This window comes from Halalkalibacter oceani (genome assembly GCF_023715705.1).
Lineage (GTDB): Bacteria > Bacillota > Bacilli > Bacillales > Bacillaceae_D > Halalkalibacter > Halalkalibacter oceani_A.
This window is the reverse complement of the sequence record NZ_JAMBOS010000010.1, coordinates 106204-126262: the sequence shown is the minus strand read 5'-3', so window position 1 is coordinate 126262 and position 20059 is coordinate 106204. Positions and strand designations below refer to the sequence as shown.

Sequence of the window (20059 nt, the reverse complement as noted above, 5' to 3'; positions counted from 1 at the left end):
CTCCATTTGCTTGATATATTGGTTGGCGAACCACATATATCGTAGCATCACGAAGGAGTTTTTTTCATACCTCGCTGGAAGCTTTCCGGAACCCTAGGCCTAGCCTAGGGTTTTCTTTTTACAAAAAAAGGCTGCGACAAAAGGAAAATACCTTTTGCCGCAGCCCTTAAAAACGGTGCGAAGATCTACATTCATTTTCGCTCATGCACGGAGGTTCGTCTTGTTCTATTTTTTCAGCGCCTAACTCACAAGGAAGATCGCCCGCGAGCTAGTAGCGGTCGGCTTCGTGGCCGAGCTTCTGCGACTTGTCGACAGCTTCGTCAGCCTGCTTGGAACTGGTGTGTCCCTTACTCTTGCTCCCTGCCGCCTTCAATCCTTCGGCGACACGACGACCGTACTCCTCGTCGGCCTTTGTGAAATGCTCGATCATCTTCTCCTGAATATGCGGCTGACAGACGGACAAAGCATCGACAAGGTTTGAAATCAGCTCATCCTGCTCCCACGGCTCAAAGCTGCGGTACGTATCGCCGGCCTGCCCGAAGTTATTCTGTCGGTCAATCGGCTCGCGGACGAGCTTATCGTCGTAGTGCGGTTTATGGACATCGCCGATCTGTTCAGCTTCCGTCAGCCCGCCTAATGACGACGGCTCGTAGTTCGTATGCGGGTTTTGACCCGGAGCGGCATCAACATGATATTCCATTTGGCCGCCCTGCTGATTTGTCGCCACGCGTTTTTCCGGCGAGTTAATCGGCAGCTGTAAATAATTTGAACCGACACGGTAACGCTGAGTATCAGAATACGAAAAGGTACGGCCTTGAAGAAGCTTATCATCCGAAAAATCAAGCCCGTCGACGAGCACCCCGGTGCCAAACGCCGCCTGCTCGACTTCATTGAAGTAATTTTCAGGGTTTTTATTTAACACCATTTTGCCGACAGGAAGGAAAGGAAACTGCTCCGCCGGCCACAGCTTTGTCGGATCAAGCGGATCAAAATCAAGCTCCGGGTGCTCCTCATCGCTCATAATTTGCACACAGAGCTCCCATTCAGGGTAGTCACCATTCTCAATCGCTTCGAACAAGTCCTGAGTCGCATGGTTCGTGTTTGTCGCCTGAATTTGCTCCGCTTCCTTTTGCGTTAAGTTTTTAATTCCCTGCTTTAACGGTTCCCAATGATACTTAACCAGTACCGCTTCGCCCTTTTCGTTCACCCATTTGTAGGTGTTGACGCCAGACCCCTGCATTTGACGGTAGTTGGCCGGTATGCCCCACGGCGAAAATACGAAGGTAATCATATGCGTCGCTTCCGGAGACTGCGAAACGAAATCAAACATCCGTTCAGGGTCCTGAATATTCGTCACCGGATCCGGCTTAAACGCATGAATCATATCAGGAAACTTCAGCGGGTCACGAATAAAGAAAATCTTTAAATTGTTTCCGACAAGATCCCAGTTGCCGTCTTCCGTATAAAATTTCACGGCAAAACCGCGCGGATCGCGGGCTGTTTCTGTCGATTCACGCGCGCCGACGACCGTCGAAAAGCGGACAAATACCGGTGTTTTTTTTCCCTTTTCCTGAAACAGCTTCGCCCGTGTGTAACGCGCGGGTGACTCGTCGCCAACTTTTCCGTACGCTTCAAAATAGCCATGCGCACCGGCTCCGCGGGCATGGACGACGCGCTCCGGAATTCGCTCCCGGTCAAAATGCGAAATCTTTTCGAGGAAATCGTAGTTTTCGAGCGTCGTCGGACCTCTGTTCCCGACCGTTCTCACATTTTGATTGTCGGTTACCGGATGCCCCTGTCGGTTCGTTAACGATTCGGCCGACTCCCCGGTGCCGAGCGGTGCCGTTTGATGCTCTTCGTCTTTCTTTTTCACTCAAATCCCTCCTTTTTGTACAATACAAGTGTGCCCGACAAAAAGGAAAACATGAGTAAAATTCAGCTTTTTTTCAAAAGATTGGATAATGCCTGCACCACTGTTTCTATTGATAAATCATAGAAAACGTCGCCTCATCGAGCGCATCAGGTTTACCATCAAAAAGCAGCTGACCGTCTTTTAAAGCAATAATCCGCGTCGCAAATTCCTTCGCCAGGCCGACATCATGAACATTGACAATCGACAGCAGTTCCTGTTGCTCATGAATATCGCGTAAAAGCGTGAAAATATGACGAGAAGTCACTGGATCAAGGCTCGCCACCGGCTCATCTCCAAGCAACAGCTTCGGCTCCTGAAGCAGGGCGCGCGCGATGCCAACCCGCTGCTTCTGCCCACCGCTCAGCGCTTCAACCCGTCTATCACCGTGACGCTCCAGGCCGACCTGCTCCAACGCCAGTCGTCCGCGCTGCTTTTCTTCTTTTGAAAACAGACCGAGCAGATTTTTCAATGCCGGCCGCCGTCCAAATAACCCGGTAAGCGTGTTTTGAAAAGCCGTCATTCGCGGGATTAAATGAAAATGCTGAAAAATCATCACCATCTCCCGTCTGACAACTCTCATTTGCGCTTCTGAGAGCGCCGTCAGCTCCTGTCCTTCAAATTGAACCGAACCGGAGGAGACGGGCTGAAGACGATTGATCGTCCGGATGAAGGTTGACTTCCCGGCTCCGCTTTTTCCAAGCACACAAACAAATTCGCCCTTTTCAAACGATAACGAGAGCCGATCAAGCGCCGGCTCTGCCACTTTCGGATAGCGGACTACGACATCGGTCAGCTCCAACATCGACATCCTCTCCTTCCTGACCGTGATCACGGCTAAATGACCCGCGCCCGGATGCGCCCGCCAATAAAATCAACGAGAAGCACAAGCGCCATGATACAGATAATATCAAGAGCCACCGCCGTATAATAAAAGCTCTGAAAATGATTAAATAATTGCTGGCCGATTCCGCCGCCGCCAATAAAGCCGAGAATCAACGACGTTCTGATCGCCACTTCAAAGCGGTAAAAATAATGCGAAAGAACATTCGGCCAGATTTGCGGCAAAATCGCAAATAAGTTGGCAACCCATTTCGTCGCGCCGATTGACTTCATCGCCTCCTGCGGACCGGGGTCGGCCGATTCGATCAGCTCGGCGATCAGCTTGCCGAGCACGCCGATATTATGAAGAATGATCGCCAGCACCGCAGCAAACGGGCCAAGGCCTAACACGGTCACGAAAAGCAGGCCGAAAACAATTTCAGGAATCGAACGCAGGCCGCTTAGCACAAAACGGCTCGTTCCGTAAACACCGATTGAACCGCTCGTATTTTGCGCGGCGAGAAAGCTGACAGGCAGCGCGATCAGCAGAGCGAGCAGCGAGCCTAAAAAAGCGACGGCCAATGTGACGATGCTGTGGTAGGCCATGCGTGGCAAAAGCGACCACTCAATTGGAAAGAAGCGGGTCGCCAGCATCTCAAACATGTTGCCGAGCTGGACAAGCTGGCGCAGGTCAAACCCCGTTATCCGCATGCTCCACCAGCAGGCGACAAGGAGCAGGATCACATAAATGATATAGCGTTTCCGAAACCAAACCATGGCAATCTATTCCAACGTCAGCATATCAAATTCCCGGGCGGCCTCGAGCACATCAGCATATTGGCTGTGATCGGCTTCGACAAAAGCAGAGGCCCCACCGAAAATTTGCAGGATTTCCGGATCATCAATTTGGTAAAACGCCTCCTGAATAGCGGCAATCGTCTCGTCATCCATTTCGGACGGAACGACCCATGGGTATTGATATAGCTGCTCCGACTGCCAAATAATCTTCACATCATCACGCAAGGAACCGCCATTGGCATCTGCTTCCTTCATCAGCGCTTCCAAAATCGCACTGTCGATTGCGCCAGCATCTACCGTCTGCTCCTGAACGAGCGAAGCGACGATATCATGTGAACCGGCAAATTGAACCTGATTAAATTGATGCTGATCCTCGCTCTCATAATAGCCGCGCTGACGCAGCTCAAGTCCTGGCATTAAATGACCTGACGTCGAGGAAATGCTCGCAAAAGCTAAATCAACCTCAGCGGCATCCTCAAGCAATTCATCAAGCGATTCCCATGGTGCATCGGCATGCGTAATCATATAGGAATAATAATATGGGCTGCCCTCAACTTCCTGCGTGACAATCGCTTTTGCCCCGCTCTGTTCATGAGCGATAACATACGTTAAAGGGCCGAGGAACGCTAAATCAATATGATTAAAATTAAGCGCTTCGACAACTGCATTATAATTCGGATACGACTCTACTTTTACTTCTCTGCCAAGTCCCTCAGCGAGTCTTTCTTCAAGCAGATCCAGTCCTGTCTGCATTTCACCAACCGTTTGCGACGGGATCACAGCAACCTCAAGCGGCTCTGCACTCACTTCTGCTTCCGGCTGCTCCGTCCCTTCCGCCGGCTCCTCTGTTTCTCCTCCGGCACAGCCTGCCAAGGCAAGCACAACCCCTACTGTTACTAACCATTTTTTCATCTGTTCTCCACCTTCTTATCATTTCGGTTATTGCCTTGTAAAATCTACCACCAAGACAACCGTTTGTAAAGGATTTATCCTTGTCTGTCACTTTCTGTCTGCCCGTTGCAGGCAGTGATCATATACAGCCAGAAACGCCTTTATTTCCTGCTCGAGGGAATGCTTCGTTTCCACAAACTGCCGAGCCCGTTCACTCAGCTGCCGACGCCATCCGTCATCCTCCAGCAGTTGTTCGACGAGCGCGGGAAACTGCTCCGGCTGTTCAAACAGCAGCCCTGTCTCACGATCTGTAAGAATGCTTTCATTCCCCGGATTCCGCCGGGCCACAACCGGCTTACCAAGAGCCATCGCTTCCAGCAACGCCATCGGCTGTCCTTCTGACTTTGACAAGTTCAAAACGAGATCGAACTGCTCGTAGATGGAACGCATACAGGCAAGCGGCACTTCCTGAATATAGTGAAACCAGTCATACTTTTGTCGGCGCCACTCTACCTCTGCGAGCAGCTTATCATCCAGGGCTGCGCCGATGATCGTAAACGACAGCTCCGGCCATTTTTCCCGCATGCGCGTTAATTCATCCCATATGTAAAAGACATCCTTTACAGGGCGTAATCCAGCCGGCAGCAGCAGCTTCGGCCAGCCCGGATGTATCGGAATCTGTGGTTCATGAGACGGGTCCGGCAACCAGGCGCTTTGCGGAATGACATAAATGCGTTCAGCCAATTCAGGATAGGCGTGAAGCAGCTTGCTGCGCCCATCCTCACTAAAAACGGTAATCGCACACGATTGATTGGTGACGGACTGAATCAGCTTCGCCGCCTCTCTGTTTTTCAAATCTTCATTGACGTCGGTGCCTCCCGATGTCAGGACATACGGCTGCAAAAACGCAAGACCCTCCTTGTACTTGCGCCATTCGGCAAAGCGTCTTAAATGAAGAATATGAAACAGATCCGCTGCGGCAAAACGCTTGGCCCACTCCTCGTCCCAGCTTGCTTCTTCATAAGGAAAGACCGTAACCTTGATGCCTCTTGCCGTCAGCCCGGCGACAATCCGCTTCGCGGTCGTCGAGTTCCCGCGATTTTGTTCATAGTATGGTGTAAAAAAGAAGAGATGCTTAAGTTTCATGTTCAATTGACTCTCCTTTATCGCGCCATCTGCGGAGCTGATCACGACGCGCAGTCAGCCCGACTTGATCCATTTTTTCTAAAAGAGGAACGAGATATTTGCGCGACAGCCCGCTGATTTCCTTCGCCTCCTGCAAGGTGAACTCGGCATCCGTCCCTGCTTTTAATTGACTCACGTATTCGTTAAAAACGGCGGCATCAACTGAATGCTTGTCATCGAGCTGATACAATCGCCCCGTCTCATGCACATAATGGGTCAGCTCGTCAATCAACGAGGCTGGCAGCTGCTGACGCTCAAAATGATCTGGTAATGGCGTGACGTTCATCCCTTCCTCTTTGATCGCCGCAAGCGCCTGCTCGACCCGCTTCCGCCACTGTGCCGGCGGATGGGCAGTATGGCTAACGAGGGCGACATACGGACCTCGCCGCTCGAATGCTTCTTCGCGTGAATCTTCAAGCAGCCACTCCAGTAAACGGGCCGGATACCTTCCTTGATAGCTTTGCAGCAGCTCAGCTTTTTTTATTCCGGTCCGCAGCGGGTGAGCGCTATGATAATCATCCAGCTCGGCCTGCAGCTCCTGGCGTAGCGTCTCGACAACGCTTTTGCTCGTCACTTCACCGGCTGCCACAACAATTGTTTGATGGGCGCCTACCCATTCGTAAAAAGCCGGCTCCGTCAACCGCAAAACAGCAGCGGCTTCTGAAATGTCGACGAGCTTCCTTTCCATTAGAAGCTGATCGAGCTGCTCCTCCGGCGTCGCTGTCTGTTTCTGTTCGAGCATGTTCACCGTTTCCTGCCCGAACCGATAGTTACCCGCTGCGGCGTCAATCACGACACCGCCACCGATCGTTTCCATCGGTGTTGGACGCCGTAAAATAAAGCGGTCCCCTCTTTTCGTCACGAGCGGACGGTCAAGGCGCAGCTGGCAAACAAGCTCGCGATTCCCGTCTGTCAGCTCATTACGGTCAAAAAAGACAATCTTTCCGAATACCTCAGCCGTGCCGAGATGGAGCTTCACCGCGCTCCGCTGCTTAACTGGCAGCTTAAGCGACGCAACCGTCGTTAACGCAATATCAATCGTTGTCGTCGTTTCATACTGTCCGCTGCTCGCCAGTACGTCGCCGCGCCTGATCTCCTCCTTGCTGATTCTACCAAGATTAATGGCGACGCGCTGCCCCGCCTGTCCTTGCTTGCGCGCCTGATGATGAACTTGCAGCTGGCGGGCACGCACGAGCTTGTTTTGCGGTAATAGTTCAAGCATGTCCCCTTCCGAAACGGCGCCTTCATAAACCGTCCCTCGTACAATTGTTCCCTGTCCATGCACGGTAAAAACCTGATCAATCGGCAAACGGAAAGAGCCGCCAGACTCACGGCTTTCTGTCTCGCGCAGCTGTCTTATCAGACCCTCCTTCAATTCATCGATCCCCGTCGCCGTTACACTGTCGACAAAAAACAGCTCAGCTTTTTCGAGAAATGTTCCTTCGACAGCGTCACGAATATCGAGTTCCGCCAGTTCACGCACATCCTCATCGACGCGGTCGATTTTTGTGATGACGATGATTCCTTTTTCGATCCCCAGAAGGCGGAGAATATCGAGATGTTCCCGTGTTTGCGGCATGACACCTTCATCCGCGGCGACGACAAGGATGACAAGATCGATACCGGCCACACCGGCAATCATCTGACGAATAAAGCGTTCATGGCCCGGGACGTCAATTAACGATACTTCCATCTGGTCCGTCAGTGTCAGCGGCGCATAGCCAAGCTCAATCGAAATGTTCCGTTCTTTCTCTTCTTTAAGCCGATCCGTATCAACCTCGGTCAATGCCTTCGTCAGCGTCGTTTTGCCGTGATCAATATGACCCGCCATTCCAACCGTGTAATGCTTCATAATGTCAAAATCCCTCTTTCCAAAGCGTCAACTGTCTCACGCTCCATCATACTACACGCCAGACGCAAAACAAAAGAATTGCGGCTCCTCGGCCAACACTTCTCTATCCACTTCAGCCAAAGAAACGATGGCTGATGTTGAAGACAAGTCTTTGGATAAGCAAGCAAAAAGGCTGAGTCGAACGGAAAATTCCCGTTTTGACTCAGCCTTTCGTTCAACGTGAGTGATCAGCACCGGCACTGCCCTCTCCTTAGCGTTGTTCCAAGCGGGCAATGCGTTCGTCTAAATCGGGGTGACTTGAAAACAGTCTCATCACTCCGCCTTTTCCGTTTATTTTCATCGTCTGAATTGCCGTGTCATCCGTCCGGTCATTGACCTTCGCCCGGTCGACATAGGCTTTCAACGAGCGGAGCGCATGCGCCATTTTATCGTTTCCGGCTAAGTCGCCGCCGCCGCGGTCAGCGTGGAACTCGCGATGCCGCGAATACGCGTTGACGACGATGCTTCCGAGGATCGAGAATAAAATTTGAAAAATAATGATCGCCGCAAATTGGACAATCCATTGCAGCTCCGCCCGGACAAAGCGCGAAACGATAATCGCCGCGATTCGGGAGAAGAAAACGACAAATGTATTGACGATCCCTTGCAGCAAGGTCATCGTCACCATATCGCCGTTGGCGACGTGCGCCACCTCATGGGCGATAACTCCTTCCACCGCATCCTCGTCCATCGTGTTTAACAGACCGGCTGAAACAGCGACGAGCGAGCGTTTCTTCGAAGGCCCTGTCGCAAAAGCATTTACTTCAGCAGACGGGTAAATCCCGACCTCCGGCATATGTGTAAGCCCGGCCGCGCGTGAAAAGCGATGTACCTTCTCGACAACAGCGCGTTCCTGGGCCGATAAAGAACCATTTGGATCCAGCACCTTGACTTTCATCATCTTCTTGGCGACCCAGCGCGACATCGCCAATGAAATAAACGAGCCGGTGAAGCCGACGAGCAAACTGAAGATCATTAATGAAGCATAATCAATGCCCAAACCGGGACCACCAGTTTCAAACGTTCCATTGACATTTGTAAAACGGGTAATCAGCGACCAGACAATGACAATCGTCGTCATGACCATAATATTGGTCACTAAAAAAAGTAAAAATCGTTTCCCCATTTGTTCCCCTCCATATTCTCCTTTTTTTAAGTGTAACATAGCTTGCGGCGCGGTTGAACGAAAATCATCGGCAAACGATGATTTCACGGACAAAGCGGCCTTTTTTGGCAAGCGCCCGGTCGGTGACTTGAAAGCCTGCCTCGCGTAAAAACGGATCGAGTTCTTCCACGGTCACGACGACAAGCTTATCGGTAAACGCCCGCGCCGCCTCAAGCATCTCCCGTTTCACTTCAGGACTGAGCACCGAACAGAGATTGTAGGGCATATCAATAATCGCAACGTCATAATGCTCCCGGACTTCGCGAATATCGCGCAGCCTGACCGGACACTCATAGCCGAAGTGGGCGACGTTTTTGCGCGCTTTCCGGGCGACGAGCGGATTGATATCCCCACCGTCCATTTCAATTCCCATCGACAAAGCCTCAATTAAAACCGTCCCTGCCCCACAGCACGGATCAATCACCTTCACCCCTTGCGGCTCAGGCACGGCGATATTGACAACCGCCCGTGCCACTCTTGTGCTTAAGGCCGTCGAGTAAGCTTCGGGTTTGTGCTGATGCCGGAGCCAGATCGACTGACTTTCCTCATAATAGCCGATGAGCCAGCCTTCGGTCCATCGAAGCAGGGCAACGATACGTTCGGGCTTGTCGAGATCAACTGTTCCCCGCAGCAGCGAGCCAACCCCCCGTTCCAGCCGACGGCGCTCCTGAAAATCAAGCGATTTTCCCTTTGGCAAACTGTCGTTTTTGATCATCGTCACTTTATAGGATTCCGCTTCAATGACCAAACGATCCGCTTTCGCCAACAAATCTTCAAACGACTCAGCCTGAACGATGATGTCGATTCGCCCGCGTATAAATGGACTTCTCTCCGGGGCTATTTCCTTCTGGCTTTGCAGCACCTTCGTGTCGGTATCTGCCCCAAACAGGCTGCGCATTTCCAGCTTTGCTAAAGCCTCGTCATCATCATGATAGGCATAGAGATAGATATAATTTTTTTCTGTCTTCATTCCTGCCTGCCCTTCCTGTGGAAAAAGTATGAGTTTTACTTTTTCCGTAGCTTCACCTTTAGACGAGGGGAGCGACGCTTTTTTCCACCTCGGGATCGGAAATAAGCGGCGGTGCATGATGCGGCTTTATGCGCGCATCGATAATCAGCTGATCACAGCCCCAGTGCTTGAATTCATAGCCACTGTTTACTCCGTACAAATCATGCGACGGATTGCTGCGCGTAAACGTGACCCAAAGGAAATTGGCCAGCGTGTCACTGACAAACGCACTATCATCAGATAGGATGAGTAACGGACAGGAGTCAAGCTTCACTTTTTCAGCAAGCTCAGAAGTAAGCTTCTTCAATTCCTGACCGGCCTCCTCATAGCTGACAAAAGCCGGTCCCTGTAGCGCAACGACTCCCGGCATGACATAGCAAGGCTTCCCGAAATCCGTAAGCCCCTCCAGCTCGGCCGGCACCTCCTGACAAAGCTCGCGCTTCTTCTCACCGTATGCCGCTATAATCACCTTGCTGCCTTGATTGAGTCCAGTCCCTGTATAATCAAGCGTATCAATCGTCGTATTCGTCTGAAAATGCAAATCACGCCGTAAGTCAAGCCGCTCCAGTATATAAGTCAGAAATTCAACTTCCCGATGGGTGTCAAGTGGCTTGTCATCCTCGGCTGTAATGAACAAATATTTTGCCAGACTGACCTGTCCTGTCCCTAGAATCCGGTTGGCGATCGTTAAAAGCTCAGCCGGCCGTTTGACCTGTTCATATGGCGTGTAGCGCTCGCTGCCGATCGCAAACAACAACGGGTGCACCCCCGCTGCATCAACAGCGTGCACCTCCTTTACCCCAGGGATTTCCTGCTTGATCGCGCTTCCCGTCAACTCATGAATTAACTCGCCAAAAGCGGTATCCTCCTGCGGCGGGCGGCCAACGACGGTAAACGGCCAAATCGCATTTGGCTTGGCAAACACTTTATGGACCCTCATGACCGGAAACGGATGAACCAGGCTGTAATAACCTAAATGATCGCCAAAAGGACCTTCGGGCTTCGTCTCACCCGGATGAACTTCCCCCGTGATCACAAAGTCAGCGTCGTGGCTAATGCAATAGCCATCGACATAGCTGTACTGAAAACGGCGGCCCGCCAGCAGTCCGGCAAAGGTCAGCTCACTCAGCCCCTCAGGCAATGGCATCACCGCCGCCAGCGTATGCGCCGGTGGTCCACCGACAAAAATGCTGACCTTCAACGGTTTGCCGAGACGAGCGGCCTTCTCATGATGCACCCCGATCCCGCGATGAATCTGGTAATGAAGTCCAACTTCCTTGTTAAGCTCATATTCATTGCCGCTTAATTGCACCCGGTACATTCCAAGGTTTGCATTCATAATTCCTGGCTTTTCCGGATCTTCACTGTACACTTGCGGCAGCGTGATAAATGCTCCGCCATCGTTCGGCCAATGATGAATCATCGGCAAATCGGAAATACTGATTTCCTCAAAGCCGGCTGACTCAAAGTTTTTTTTCTGCGGCAGTGCTTTGCTTGCGGCGAGTCCGGTTTTCACATGCTTGAACGGCTGCTTGAGCACGCTCATCGGGTCATTGCGCAGAGCGATGACCTCCTGCGTCTTCTCCAGCGTCTCCCGGAAAAGAAACTTGCTCCGCGCCAGATCTCCGAATATATTCGACGCCGCCCGGTACTTCGAGCCCTTCACATTCTCAAACAAGAGCGCCGGCCCACCGGCTTCAAACACCTTCAAATGCAAAGCCGCCATCTCAAGGTACGGATCAATCTCTTCCGTCACCCGCATCAACTGTCCATTTTTTTCAAGATCTTTTATCGTTTCTTCAAGAGTAAAAACCATCATTCACTGCTCCTAAATCTGTCATAATAGCTTTATTATACTTGGTATCGAAGAGCTTGTCTGTAAAGAGACCGTGACTTTCTGATGAAAAATCAGCACGATCTGTTGATTTGCAAGCTCCTTCCTTTGCTTGTATAATGGAAGCTGTCCCTTGGGGCTGGCTGCGACACTGGTGTTCGCCACGGTCTTCAAAACCGCCTGGGAGGCGCGTGCCGTCTCCGCTAGGTTCGATTCCTAGACAGTCCCGCCAATACGATTTTGCTTGCGCTTCGTTGAAACGGTCCATTAATGGACGTCCACGAACGTTAACTACTGGGTTCCCCGATCTTTTTGATATAGTTATCAACCACCACTTCCCCTGTTCGAGCCGAAGCCAATTTTTTTTGTACCCTCGCGATTTGGTAAGTTCCTTAATCACCTTATGTAAAGTAAACCTTTTATTAATATAGTCTCATTACCAGTAATATAGTCTCATTACCAGCAGACCATCTTTACATTAAAAACCTGCACATGCCAAAACATTTTAAAATCCAGGCGTCATGGACCGGGTTCAATTTCAGACGATTCCGCCAGGACAAAAAATGAGCAGGAAACACAATCCTGCTCACAATACAATCACGCCATTTCTTTCCTTAACTCTCGTTTGCAAGCATCTGTACGGCCGCTTCATGCATTTCATTCAATCCCGAGCTTTGTGCATATTCCGCTACGGTAAGACCACTTGTCGATAACAGCTCGGCAATATGGTCTTCCATTCTGGTCCATGTCTTTCCACCGGCATTGTCATAGGCGTCAATTAACTTCGTTACACCGTCCTTTCCGAAAAGCAGCCGATGGGCTAAGAAATCTGCAGATACATCGGCAATCCCGACTTCTGTCCAATCGATGAATCCAGTTACACAATCCTTGCTGTCTATCAGGATATGACCTGGATGAAGATCGCCGTGTTTGACTCCGACATGAGAAGGCCAAAGCGAGTCCTCAGCAAGCCAGGCCTGCCAGCGCTCCCACAAATTTTGATTAATTGTATAGTGTTCTTTTACTCGCTCCATCCGTCGTTTCATCGAAGTTCTTAGCTGATCGGCCTCAAGAAAATCGATACCGACCCTTTTAAACTGCTCCTGCGGCATCGAGTGTAGCTCGGCCAGCGCTTTTCCTAACGAGTGATAATATTCGGATGGCACATTCGTTTCGTCAAAGCTCCATACATAGCCTTGCTGTTCAATATCAATCGTCGCGGCAGGCACTCCGCTTAGCTGCTTATAAGCAATGAAGTCTTCCGAAAAAATTGACCAGTCGGGAACCTCGAAGCTTACGGCGTTGTTAAGAATAGCCAATGCTTCTTTCTCCTGTCGGGCATGCCTCATCGATTGCGGTCTTCTTGGGATTCTCACAATCCATTGATGATTATTATGATCTTTGGCCTGAGCGACCTGAAAGTCAACGCCCGACTCATTGATCGTGATTGAGTCCTCAACAAGATCGAGCCCTTTCGTATTTGCTGCCTGCTTAATGTTTCGTCTGTTCATTTTGTCTCCTCCAACTATCCGTACTCTTCTTGCCGCGCAAAGGCGTCGGCACATCGACCCGATTTTCTTGCTTCAAAAAACCACAGACAAGCCTCCGTCTGTGGTCAACAAGCAAAACATCTATGAAATAAGTGTTATTTCCCCACTGAGATTCGTAATAAAATAGGCCGGCTATTCCCGTTTACTCTGTTGATTTGAACATATTCAGTTTACGCTTTCCGGCGCAATCTCCCTGCATGCATCATTTCATAATCCTCCCTCAAATAAGGTACCAATACTTTACGCTACTTATTCGAAAATATCAACAAGGAAACAAAATTTCCCTAAATATGCGAATCTAAAACAAGGATCAAGCTACTATTTTCATAGGCCTGATCCTTATTCTAACCATTTTATTCAATGGGGAAAATTGTCCCTTTATTCATGATCCCGTTTGGATCAAAAGCCTTCTTTAACGTTTCTAAAATGTAGTAAGAGGAACCATATTCATCTTTCACCCATGCTGTTCTATGTTTGCCAATCCCGTGATGATGAACCATTGACCCTCCAGCCTTAATTGTCTCTTCCACAATGATTTTATTAATCGGATAATGGTATTTCGTGATTTCCTCTTCAGGCTTAATATCAACAAGGTTATAGTAGTACACAAAATACATGTTCGTTCCGTTTAAATAACTATGTGATGAATGGCCGCCTAACAACGTAATATCAGGGATTTCATTTCGAATGCGTGCCAGGCATTTTTCATAAATATCATGAATAATGTCCCAAGTTCCAGATACTTCAGTTGTAAACCCTAAATTCCGTGTTTCCATAATTTCAATTCTTTCTTCAGCCACTTTTGAAGGGTCCCAATTTAAGTTATCAAACCAGTCCTTAATCAGCTGTGCATCGACAGGATCGCATTCCTCGTACTTTGATACAATTCTTTCGATAGCCTTACCAGTTACATCGGCAATGTCTTTCGGTCCTTCAGCCATAAAGATTAAAACACAGCGGCCATTTGAAAAATGAGAAAAATGATATTGTCCATCTTCAGGATCGTATAGACGGGCAACGGATGGTTTGTAGCCTTCAACCATAACCTGACGAAGTATTTCAAACCCTGTCTTCATATCATCGAGTAAGTATCCGTAAAATAAGTTGTTTTCCGGCATGTATTTGAAGATTTTGACCGTTACTTCTGTAATATAACAAAGGGCTCCTTCGTTTCCAATAATAACGTGACGAATGTCCGGTCCTGCCGCTCTTCTCGGGTAGTTTTTAATTTTTGTTATTTGTCCATTTGGGAACACGGCTTCAAGCCCGACCACCATGTCTTCAATTCCGCCATATAAAGTCGAAAGCTGACCGATGCTTCTCGTCGCTACAAGCCCACCCATTTGCGCTAATGGCTTTGACTGCGGAGAATGACCAGTTGTGTACCCCTGCTCACGCAAAATGTTTTCAAGATGTTCTAATGATACTCCACATTGAACAGTTGCCATCATGTTGTACGTGTCAATATTAATAATTTTGTTCATTTCAGATCCATCAAGCACTAATGAGTTTTCCACAGCGGTTTCCAAACCGCCCTCTGTTGCCGAACCTCCTGTTTTAGGAACACCATTTATTTTGTTTTTATTCATATAGGTTAAAATCCGAGAAACTTCCAACGCACTTTTTACTTTCACAACAGCAGCCGGAATCGGTTGTGTATAGACTCCGTGAATATCCTCATATTTTCTAAAGCGGTCGATACTATTCTTTTTCAAAACATCTTCATCTGTAATAATCTGTTCATGCGGCAACATTGCCTTCAAATCTTGAACAATCTGCTCTCTACTTACGGTCATCTTCAAAACTCCTAACCTATGTTAATTTTAGTAACCTCAATTAGCTAAAAATCGAATAAGATTTTTTAAAAATTTCGTCAGTATATTGGGGAATATATTGATAGACTTCTTTATTCATTCTTGTGTAAAGTTTAAAATGGTCCAAGTTTGGCTGAAAACAATCCCTCTTTTTCACCATTTTTTCAACTGCTGTTTCATAATCTGGGTATTCCCCTAAAGCAACCGCCACACAAATAGCCGAACCTAGACTTGCAGAACCGTTTACGACTGTCCTTGAAGCAGGGATGCCAAAAACATCGGCAAAAATTTGCATCATTAATTCACTATTCGACCCGCCGCCGGAGATAATCAGGCTCGTTAATTCAATTTCTAATTCTTCACACATGTTATCCATGCATAGTTTCATTTGTAGCGCTATCGCTTCTAAAAGTGATCGATACATATGCGCACGTGTATGGCGTCCATCAAATCCCATCATGAGTCCTTTCTTATAAGGCTGTCCTGTTGGAGCGAGCCAGTCCAGGATTGTCATTAATCCGTCGCTGCCAGGTTTCACCTTTTGTGCTTCAAGATTTAAATATTCTTCAGCTGATACCCCAAGAGCTTCGCCTTTTTTCAAAAGATCAGCTCCAAACAGCTCCTTAAACCAGCTGATCGTCCACATCCCGCGGCGGATTCCATGACTTTCATATAAATATTGATTAGCAATTGCCGAGAAATTAGTCCAAAAATGAGTCGTATTTTTAGGATTCTTCTGCCCATGCACCATTCCGGCAATATATGTTCCAAGGGAAATCAATCCCGTTTTATTTGATAACAGTCCTGCTCCCAGTGCTTCAACTGCTTTATCATTGGCTGTTGCGATAACGGGAATCCCGGCTGGGAATCCTGTTAACTCAGCTGCGGTCTCTGTCACATGTCCAAGGATCGTCCCCGGCATTTGCAAGTTAAATAGCATTTCTTTCGGTATGTTGTACTCTTGAAAAATGCTCTTATCCTCACTCCACTGCCAAGTATCGGTATCGATCGGCCACATCCCTTGGTAGTTTCCTGCCGTATCGTTAAAATTCCCCGTAAAACGATGAGTAATATATCCAGTTGAAGTTGTCACATAGTTGACGTCCCTGTTTCGATGTTCATAAGGTTTTGATACACGAGTATCCATCCAGCTCATAACTGGAGAAGCCAAAGTACCATCTGCTTTTAATAAGCAACGACAAAATCGAATCGTACACAAGCCTAAACCAATAATATCTTCCTTATTACCTTTAAAATGCTTCATCGCTTTTCGACTAGCCAGGATAATCGAATCCCACAAATCATCATCAGGGTGCTCAACTTTTCCCCGTTCAGACAACATCATTGGTTTCAACAGCTCTCTCCCTTCAGAAACAATCGTTCCTTGAAGATCAAAGATGACAACTTTGGAGCTCTGAGATCCACCATCGACACCAATAATATATTTCGTTTTCATTTCCACCACTTTCCTTCTTCTCTCTTCATTGACCTTTGCTAAAAGCGGCGAGACGGTTTCATCAACGAACGAGATAGCCTCCGTCAACCGTTAAAATATGACCATTTACATAGTCTGATGCCCGGCTCGCCAAGAAAACCGTTGCTCCCATTAAATCTAGCGTTTCTCCCCAACGTTTAGCTGGGATATGATCCAAAATCTTTTTATTCATTTCAGGATTGTTTCTCGTTTGTAAAGTAAGATCTGTTGCATAGTACCCCGGAGCAATTCCATTCACCTGTATATTGTGCTGTGCCAGTTCATCACAATAGGCCTTTGTAAAACCAGCTAAGCCATGTTTTGTCGCTGCATACGCTGGTGACCATTGACCGCCTAAGAAGGAAAACAAGGAACAAATGTTAATAATCTTGCCACTTTTTTGCGAAATCATTCTTTTGGCTGCTTCATAACTGATCTCAAAAGCAGCCGTTAAATTAATATTGATCATCGGATCCCAATGATCCCTGCAAAATTTCTCAACCTCGGCTAGCTTGCAAATTCCAGCACTGTTGACGAGAATATCTACAGCTCCAAAGGTTTCCACACATTGGTCGATAATGTTTTTCGGCGCTTCCCGCTCTGTGATATCAACTTTCATAAATGCCATTTGAACGCCTTCTTTTTCAATCAAGGCTTTTGTTTCACCACTATCTTCCATAATACTTGGAATAAAAAGGTTTGCACCTGCTTTTGCCAAGGCTAGGGCAAATGCTTGCCCTAGTCCCGTATTCCCCCCCGTCACAATCGCGGTTTTCCCCTTTAATGAAAAGAAATCCATTGTAAAATCGCTTATTGTCATCTTCTTCCTCCTTGATGCAAATCCTAACTTGATAGACTGAGAGATTTAACTCACTTTTTCACTTATTTCTTCATCATCTTCTAGTGTTGCGTCATATTTTTCAGGGGATTTTGCTACTTTAATAAGTGCTAACACAACCCCTAGACCTAATAGCACTGCCGGAACACCTCCGAGATTTGATAACATCTTAATCCCGTCAATCTGTGCGAAGCTAATCATCATCCATGCGACAACGCTTATTGTCACACCCCATATCACTTTTATTAACGTTCCCGGCTCAGGACTTGATGGTGTAATGCCTGTAGAACTAATTCCACCCATAGCCGCAAGCGTCGAGTCTGCCGCTGTTACGAACGTAATGAAAACAATAAAGATGTAAATCGGAATAATAATTTGTGCAAATGGAATCGCTCCCAACACTGCATACAGGAGTGCTTCAGGTCCGGAGTTTACGAGGATGTCGCCAATTGCTCCCTCACTCATTTGTTTATAAATCGCAGAGCCTCCAAAAATCGTCATCCAAATTCCACCGAATAGTGCAGGGATTGCAAAATTGACTAGAATAAAAGATCTTACCGTTTGACCATACGCAATTCTCCCTAAAAATAATGCCGTTATCGCCGCCCAGGAGAACCAGTTAGCCCAATAAAATGTAGTCCATGCCTGCGGCCACTGATCTTCTCCTGCTGCTCCAGTGAACAAGCTTTTATCAAAGAAGTTAGTCAAATAATTTCCGAATGATTCTGTACCTAGGTTCAACAAATAAGAAGTTGGTCCAATGATGAAAAGATAAACGATGATAAAGACAAACAGCTTAATATTAATATCAGAAAGGATTCGAATACCTTTCATTAATCCAGAGGCTGCCGAAATGACAAAGGTAACCATGACGACAATCGCAATTATCGCCCATACCGTCGGACCACTCTCGGCCCCAGATACATAATTCACACCGCCGGCTAAGTTTAAAATCCCCGTCCCCATGGTCGAAGCCATCCCTAATGCAAGCGTGTATAAACAAACGGCATCAATCGCTTGTCCCCATTTTCCATCAATTCGCTTCCCTAATAATGGAGCCAAGGTTGACCCTAAGCTAAATGGGCGCTTCATATTATAATAAGCAAAGGCAAACATAAGTGCCGGGACACAGTAAATGGCATATGGCGTGATCGTCCAATGAAGATACATCGTCGACATCGAGAAAATGGCTGCTTCTGTGCTATTCGGCTCTATCCCTAATGATTCCGGCGGCCAAATTAAATGATAAATCGGTTCTGTAATCCCCCAAAACGTTAGTCCGGCTGCGATCGTTGTCGTAATCGTAATCGCCAACCAATTACGATAGGACAGGAATGGCTTCGCTTTTTCACCTCCAATTCTGACCTTTCCTAATTTAGAAAAATAGACAGCCACACAGACAAAAACCATGATTAATCCGGCAATACTGAATACCCAACCAAAGTTGGCAATCAACCAATCATTTGCGCCAGTGGTAACGGCAATAAAAATATCCTTGTTCGTAAAACTTACGATCGCAGCTGCCAACACGAGTAAGAACGGTGGCCAAAACACCCCATGTTTAAGCTTCTTCATAATCCCCTTCCCCCTTAAAGAATGATTTTCTCTCTCAGCTATGAATAAGGAAGGGAAAGTCTCCCCGTGTTACAAAAATGGAGAGAACCACCCGAATCCTTTTTCCGTACATTAAGAAACCGTTTCAAAGTCATCCTGTAACCGATCCTCGCTGTTCATAGAAACTGCTGGAAACTCAATAATAGAACGACCAACATTGACACAACTGCAGTCTTGAAAAGAATGAAATGCTTTATTAATATCATCAAGCTGAATTCGGTCCAAAATAAGTTCGTCAAGCATGAATTTACCATCCAAATAGAGCTTGGCAAGGGCAGGAAAATCACGAAATGGCTGGGTATCACCGTAAAAGCTCCCTTTGAGTACTTTCCCAACACGATGAAAACCTTCTGCTGGAATGGTGAGTGACATCGTTGGATCAAAGGCTCCGACTACGACAACCGTTCCACCCTTTCTAACCCCTTTCCATGCTGATTCCGTAGCAACAACATGACCAGTACAATCTATCGCGGCATGGACTCCGAAACCTCCCGTCAGCTCTTTTAAAACCTCATCCGCCTTCTCTTCAGCCGCATTGATCGTGTGAGTTGCCCCAAAATTTCTTGCGATTTCCAAATTAGCAGATTTCACATCACAAGCAATAATCTTCGCGGCACCAGCAATTCGTGCTCCTTGAATCGCATTGACCCCAACACCGCCAATACCAAATACCGCTACCGTCGATCCGGGAGTGACTTTTGCTGCATGAACAGCAGCCCCGTAGCCTGTTGCGACGCCACAGCCAATTAAAGCAGCCTGCGCCAAAGGCATTTCATCAGGAAGCTTTACACATGATAGTTCTGGCACGACAGCAAATTCTGCAAAAGTCGATAATAACGAGTTGTGAAAAATCGGTTTGCCGTCTTTGCTTAACCGGGTAGTACCATCCAACAATGTTCCGGAAAACATCGGTTCAAAAGCCGATTCGCATAGATGAACGGCACCAGTTACACAAAATTCACATGTCCCACAATACGGCACCCAGTTTAAAGCAACCTTATCACCAACTTTCACCTTTGTTACATTCGGCCCAACTGAGGCAACAACCCCTGCACCTTCATGACCTAATATAGTCGGAATCGGAGTCGTTTCATCATGCAACGCGTTTAAATCGCTATGACAAACACCTGTCGCCCCGATTTTTACAAGCACTTCATTTACTTTTGGTTCAGCAACATTTACTGATAAAATTTCTAGAGGCTTTCCAACACCTGTCATGACCGCTGCCTTCATTTTCATTGTTATTTCCCCTCGACTCTCCTCTG

At 47.8% G+C, this 20059-nt stretch carries 16 protein-coding genes and 1 tRNA gene; 1 reads left to right on the top strand and 16 read right to left on the bottom strand.

Annotation, left to right across the window (positions count from 1 at the left end; all coding sequences use genetic code 11):
• Positions 1-268 precede the first annotated feature (268 nt).
• The 10 genes from M3212_RS11775 to M3212_RS11730 all read right to left on the bottom strand — a co-directional run bounded on the left by M3212_RS11775 (position 269) and on the right by M3212_RS11730 (position 11486).
• Positions 269-1873: a catalase gene (locus M3212_RS11775; protein WP_251194172.1), complete on the bottom strand. Its 1605-nt coding sequence runs from the start codon at positions 1871-1873 to the stop codon at positions 269-271.
• Between the two features lie 106 nt (positions 1874-1979).
• The gene (gene phnC / locus M3212_RS11770) at positions 1980-2714 is read right to left on the bottom strand and encodes a phosphonate ABC transporter ATP-binding protein (RefSeq protein ID WP_251194171.1); all 735 of its coding nucleotides are present in this window, start codon (positions 2712-2714) and stop codon (positions 1980-1982) included.
• 32 nt (positions 2715-2746) lie between these two features.
• Positions 2747-3508, bottom strand: a complete 762-nt coding sequence (gene phnE / locus M3212_RS11765) for a phosphonate ABC transporter, permease protein PhnE (protein ID WP_251194170.1) — start codon at positions 3506-3508, stop codon at positions 2747-2749.
• 6 nt (positions 3509-3514) lie between these two features.
• Positions 3515-4441, bottom strand: coding sequence for a phosphate/phosphite/phosphonate ABC transporter substrate-binding protein (phnD, locus tag M3212_RS11760; protein WP_251194169.1), 927 nt, complete (start codon positions 4439-4441; stop codon positions 3515-3517).
• An 87-nt stretch (positions 4442-4528) separates the two neighbouring features.
• The gene (locus tag M3212_RS11755; RefSeq protein WP_251194168.1) at positions 4529-5566 is read right to left on the bottom strand and encodes a glycosyltransferase; all 1038 of its coding nucleotides are present in this window, start codon (positions 5564-5566) and stop codon (positions 4529-4531) included.
• Positions 5556-7457 carry a selenocysteine-specific translation elongation factor gene (gene selB / locus M3212_RS11750; RefSeq protein ID WP_251194167.1) on the bottom strand — a complete coding sequence of 634 codons (1902 nt, stop codon included), beginning with the start codon at positions 7455-7457 and terminating at the stop codon, positions 5556-5558. Before selB ends, M3212_RS11755 begins: the two co-directional genes overlap by 11 nt.
• Before the next feature lie 51 nt (positions 7458-7508).
• The gene (locus tag M3212_RS11745) at positions 7509-7697 is read right to left on the bottom strand and encodes a hypothetical protein (protein WP_251194166.1); all 189 of its coding nucleotides are present in this window, start codon (positions 7695-7697) and stop codon (positions 7509-7511) included.
• A 10-nt stretch (positions 7698-7707) separates the two neighbouring features.
• On the bottom strand, positions 7708-8622 hold the full coding sequence (htpX, locus tag M3212_RS11740) for a protease HtpX (protein ID WP_251194165.1): 915 nt from the start codon (positions 8620-8622) through the stop codon (positions 7708-7710).
• 64 nt (positions 8623-8686) lie between these two features.
• A complete protein-coding gene (locus tag M3212_RS11735) occupies positions 8687-9631 on the bottom strand; it encodes a TRM11 family SAM-dependent methyltransferase (RefSeq protein ID WP_251194164.1) in 945 nt (314 codons plus the stop codon).
• 58 nt (positions 9632-9689) lie between these two features.
• Entirely contained in the window at positions 9690-11486 is a 1797-nt protein-coding gene (locus M3212_RS11730; RefSeq protein WP_251194176.1) for a UbiD family decarboxylase, read from the bottom strand.
• A 153-nt stretch (positions 11487-11639) separates the two neighbouring features.
• Here M3212_RS11730 and M3212_RS11725 point away from each other — a divergent pair.
• A tRNA-Sec gene (locus M3212_RS11725) sits at positions 11640-11736 on the top strand.
• Positions 11737-12118: 382 nt separating this feature from the next.
• On the opposite strand, the gene M3212_RS11720 is transcribed toward M3212_RS11725, so the two are convergent.
• The 6 genes from M3212_RS11720 to M3212_RS11695 all read right to left on the bottom strand — a co-directional run bounded on the left by M3212_RS11720 (position 12119) and on the right by M3212_RS11695 (position 20033).
• Positions 12119-13015: a macrolide 2'-phosphotransferase gene (locus M3212_RS11720; protein ID WP_251194163.1), complete on the bottom strand. Its 897-nt coding sequence runs from the start codon at positions 13013-13015 to the stop codon at positions 12119-12121.
• A 392-nt stretch (positions 13016-13407) separates the two neighbouring features.
• Entirely contained in the window at positions 13408-14850 is a 1443-nt protein-coding gene (locus tag M3212_RS11715; RefSeq protein WP_251194162.1) for an FAD-binding oxidoreductase, read from the bottom strand.
• A 40-nt stretch (positions 14851-14890) separates the two neighbouring features.
• Positions 14891-16324: an FGGY-family carbohydrate kinase gene (locus M3212_RS11710; RefSeq protein ID WP_251194175.1), complete on the bottom strand. Its 1434-nt coding sequence runs from the start codon at positions 16322-16324 to the stop codon at positions 14891-14893.
• Between the two features lie 61 nt (positions 16325-16385).
• Positions 16386-17162, bottom strand: a complete 777-nt coding sequence (locus M3212_RS11705; protein ID WP_251194161.1) for an SDR family oxidoreductase — start codon at positions 17160-17162, stop codon at positions 16386-16388.
• Positions 17163-17207: 45 nt separating this feature from the next.
• Positions 17208-18755 (bottom strand): BCCT family transporter, encoded by a 1548-nt coding sequence (locus M3212_RS11700; protein ID WP_251194160.1) that lies wholly within the window; start codon positions 18753-18755, stop codon positions 17208-17210.
• 111 nt (positions 18756-18866) lie between these two features.
• A complete protein-coding gene (locus M3212_RS11695) occupies positions 18867-20033 on the bottom strand; it encodes a Zn-dependent alcohol dehydrogenase (protein WP_251194159.1) in 1167 nt (388 codons plus the stop codon).
• Positions 20034-20059 lie beyond the last annotated feature (26 nt).

Excerpts from the sequence above, each read along its gene's own strand:
- phnC (WP_251194171.1), bottom strand. The coding sequence starts at position 2,714 with ATGTTGGAGCTGACCGATGTCGTAGTCCGCTATCCGAAAGTGGCAGAG.
- phnE (WP_251194170.1), bottom strand. The coding sequence starts at position 3,508 with ATGGTTTGGTTTCGGAAACGCTATATCATTTATGTGATCCTGCTCCTT.
- phnD (WP_251194169.1), bottom strand. The coding sequence starts at position 4,441 with ATGAAAAAATGGTTAGTAACAGTAGGGGTTGTGCTTGCCTTGGCAGGC.
- M3212_RS11755 (WP_251194168.1), bottom strand. The coding sequence starts at position 5,566 with ATGAAACTTAAGCATCTCTTCTTTTTTACACCATACTATGAACAAAAT.
- selB (WP_251194167.1), bottom strand. The coding sequence starts at position 7,457 with ATGAAGCATTACACGGTTGGAATGGCGGGTCATATTGATCACGGCAAA.
- htpX (WP_251194165.1), bottom strand. The coding sequence starts at position 8,622 with ATGGGGAAACGATTTTTACTTTTTTTAGTGACCAATATTATGGTCATG.
- M3212_RS11735 (WP_251194164.1), bottom strand. The coding sequence starts at position 9,631 with ATGAAGACAGAAAAAAATTATATCTATCTCTATGCCTATCATGATGAT.
- M3212_RS11730 (WP_251194176.1), bottom strand. The coding sequence starts at position 11,486 with ATGGTTTTTACTCTTGAAGAAACGATAAAAGATCTTGAAAAAAATGGA.
- M3212_RS11720 (WP_251194163.1), bottom strand. The coding sequence starts at position 13,015 with ATGAACAGACGAAACATTAAGCAGGCAGCAAATACGAAAGGGCTCGAT.
- M3212_RS11715 (WP_251194162.1), bottom strand. The coding sequence starts at position 14,850 with ATGACCGTAAGTAGAGAGCAGATTGTTCAAGATTTGAAGGCAATGTTG.
- M3212_RS11710 (WP_251194175.1), bottom strand. The coding sequence starts at position 16,324 with ATGAAAACGAAATATATTATTGGTGTCGATGGTGGATCTCAGAGCTCC.
- M3212_RS11705 (WP_251194161.1), bottom strand. The coding sequence starts at position 17,162 with ATGACAATAAGCGATTTTACAATGGATTTCTTTTCATTAAAGGGGAAA.
- M3212_RS11700 (WP_251194160.1), bottom strand. The coding sequence starts at position 18,755 with ATGAAGAAGCTTAAACATGGGGTGTTTTGGCCACCGTTCTTACTCGTG.
- M3212_RS11695 (WP_251194159.1), bottom strand. The coding sequence starts at position 20,033 with ATGAAAATGAAGGCAGCGGTCATGACAGGTGTTGGAAAGCCTCTAGAA.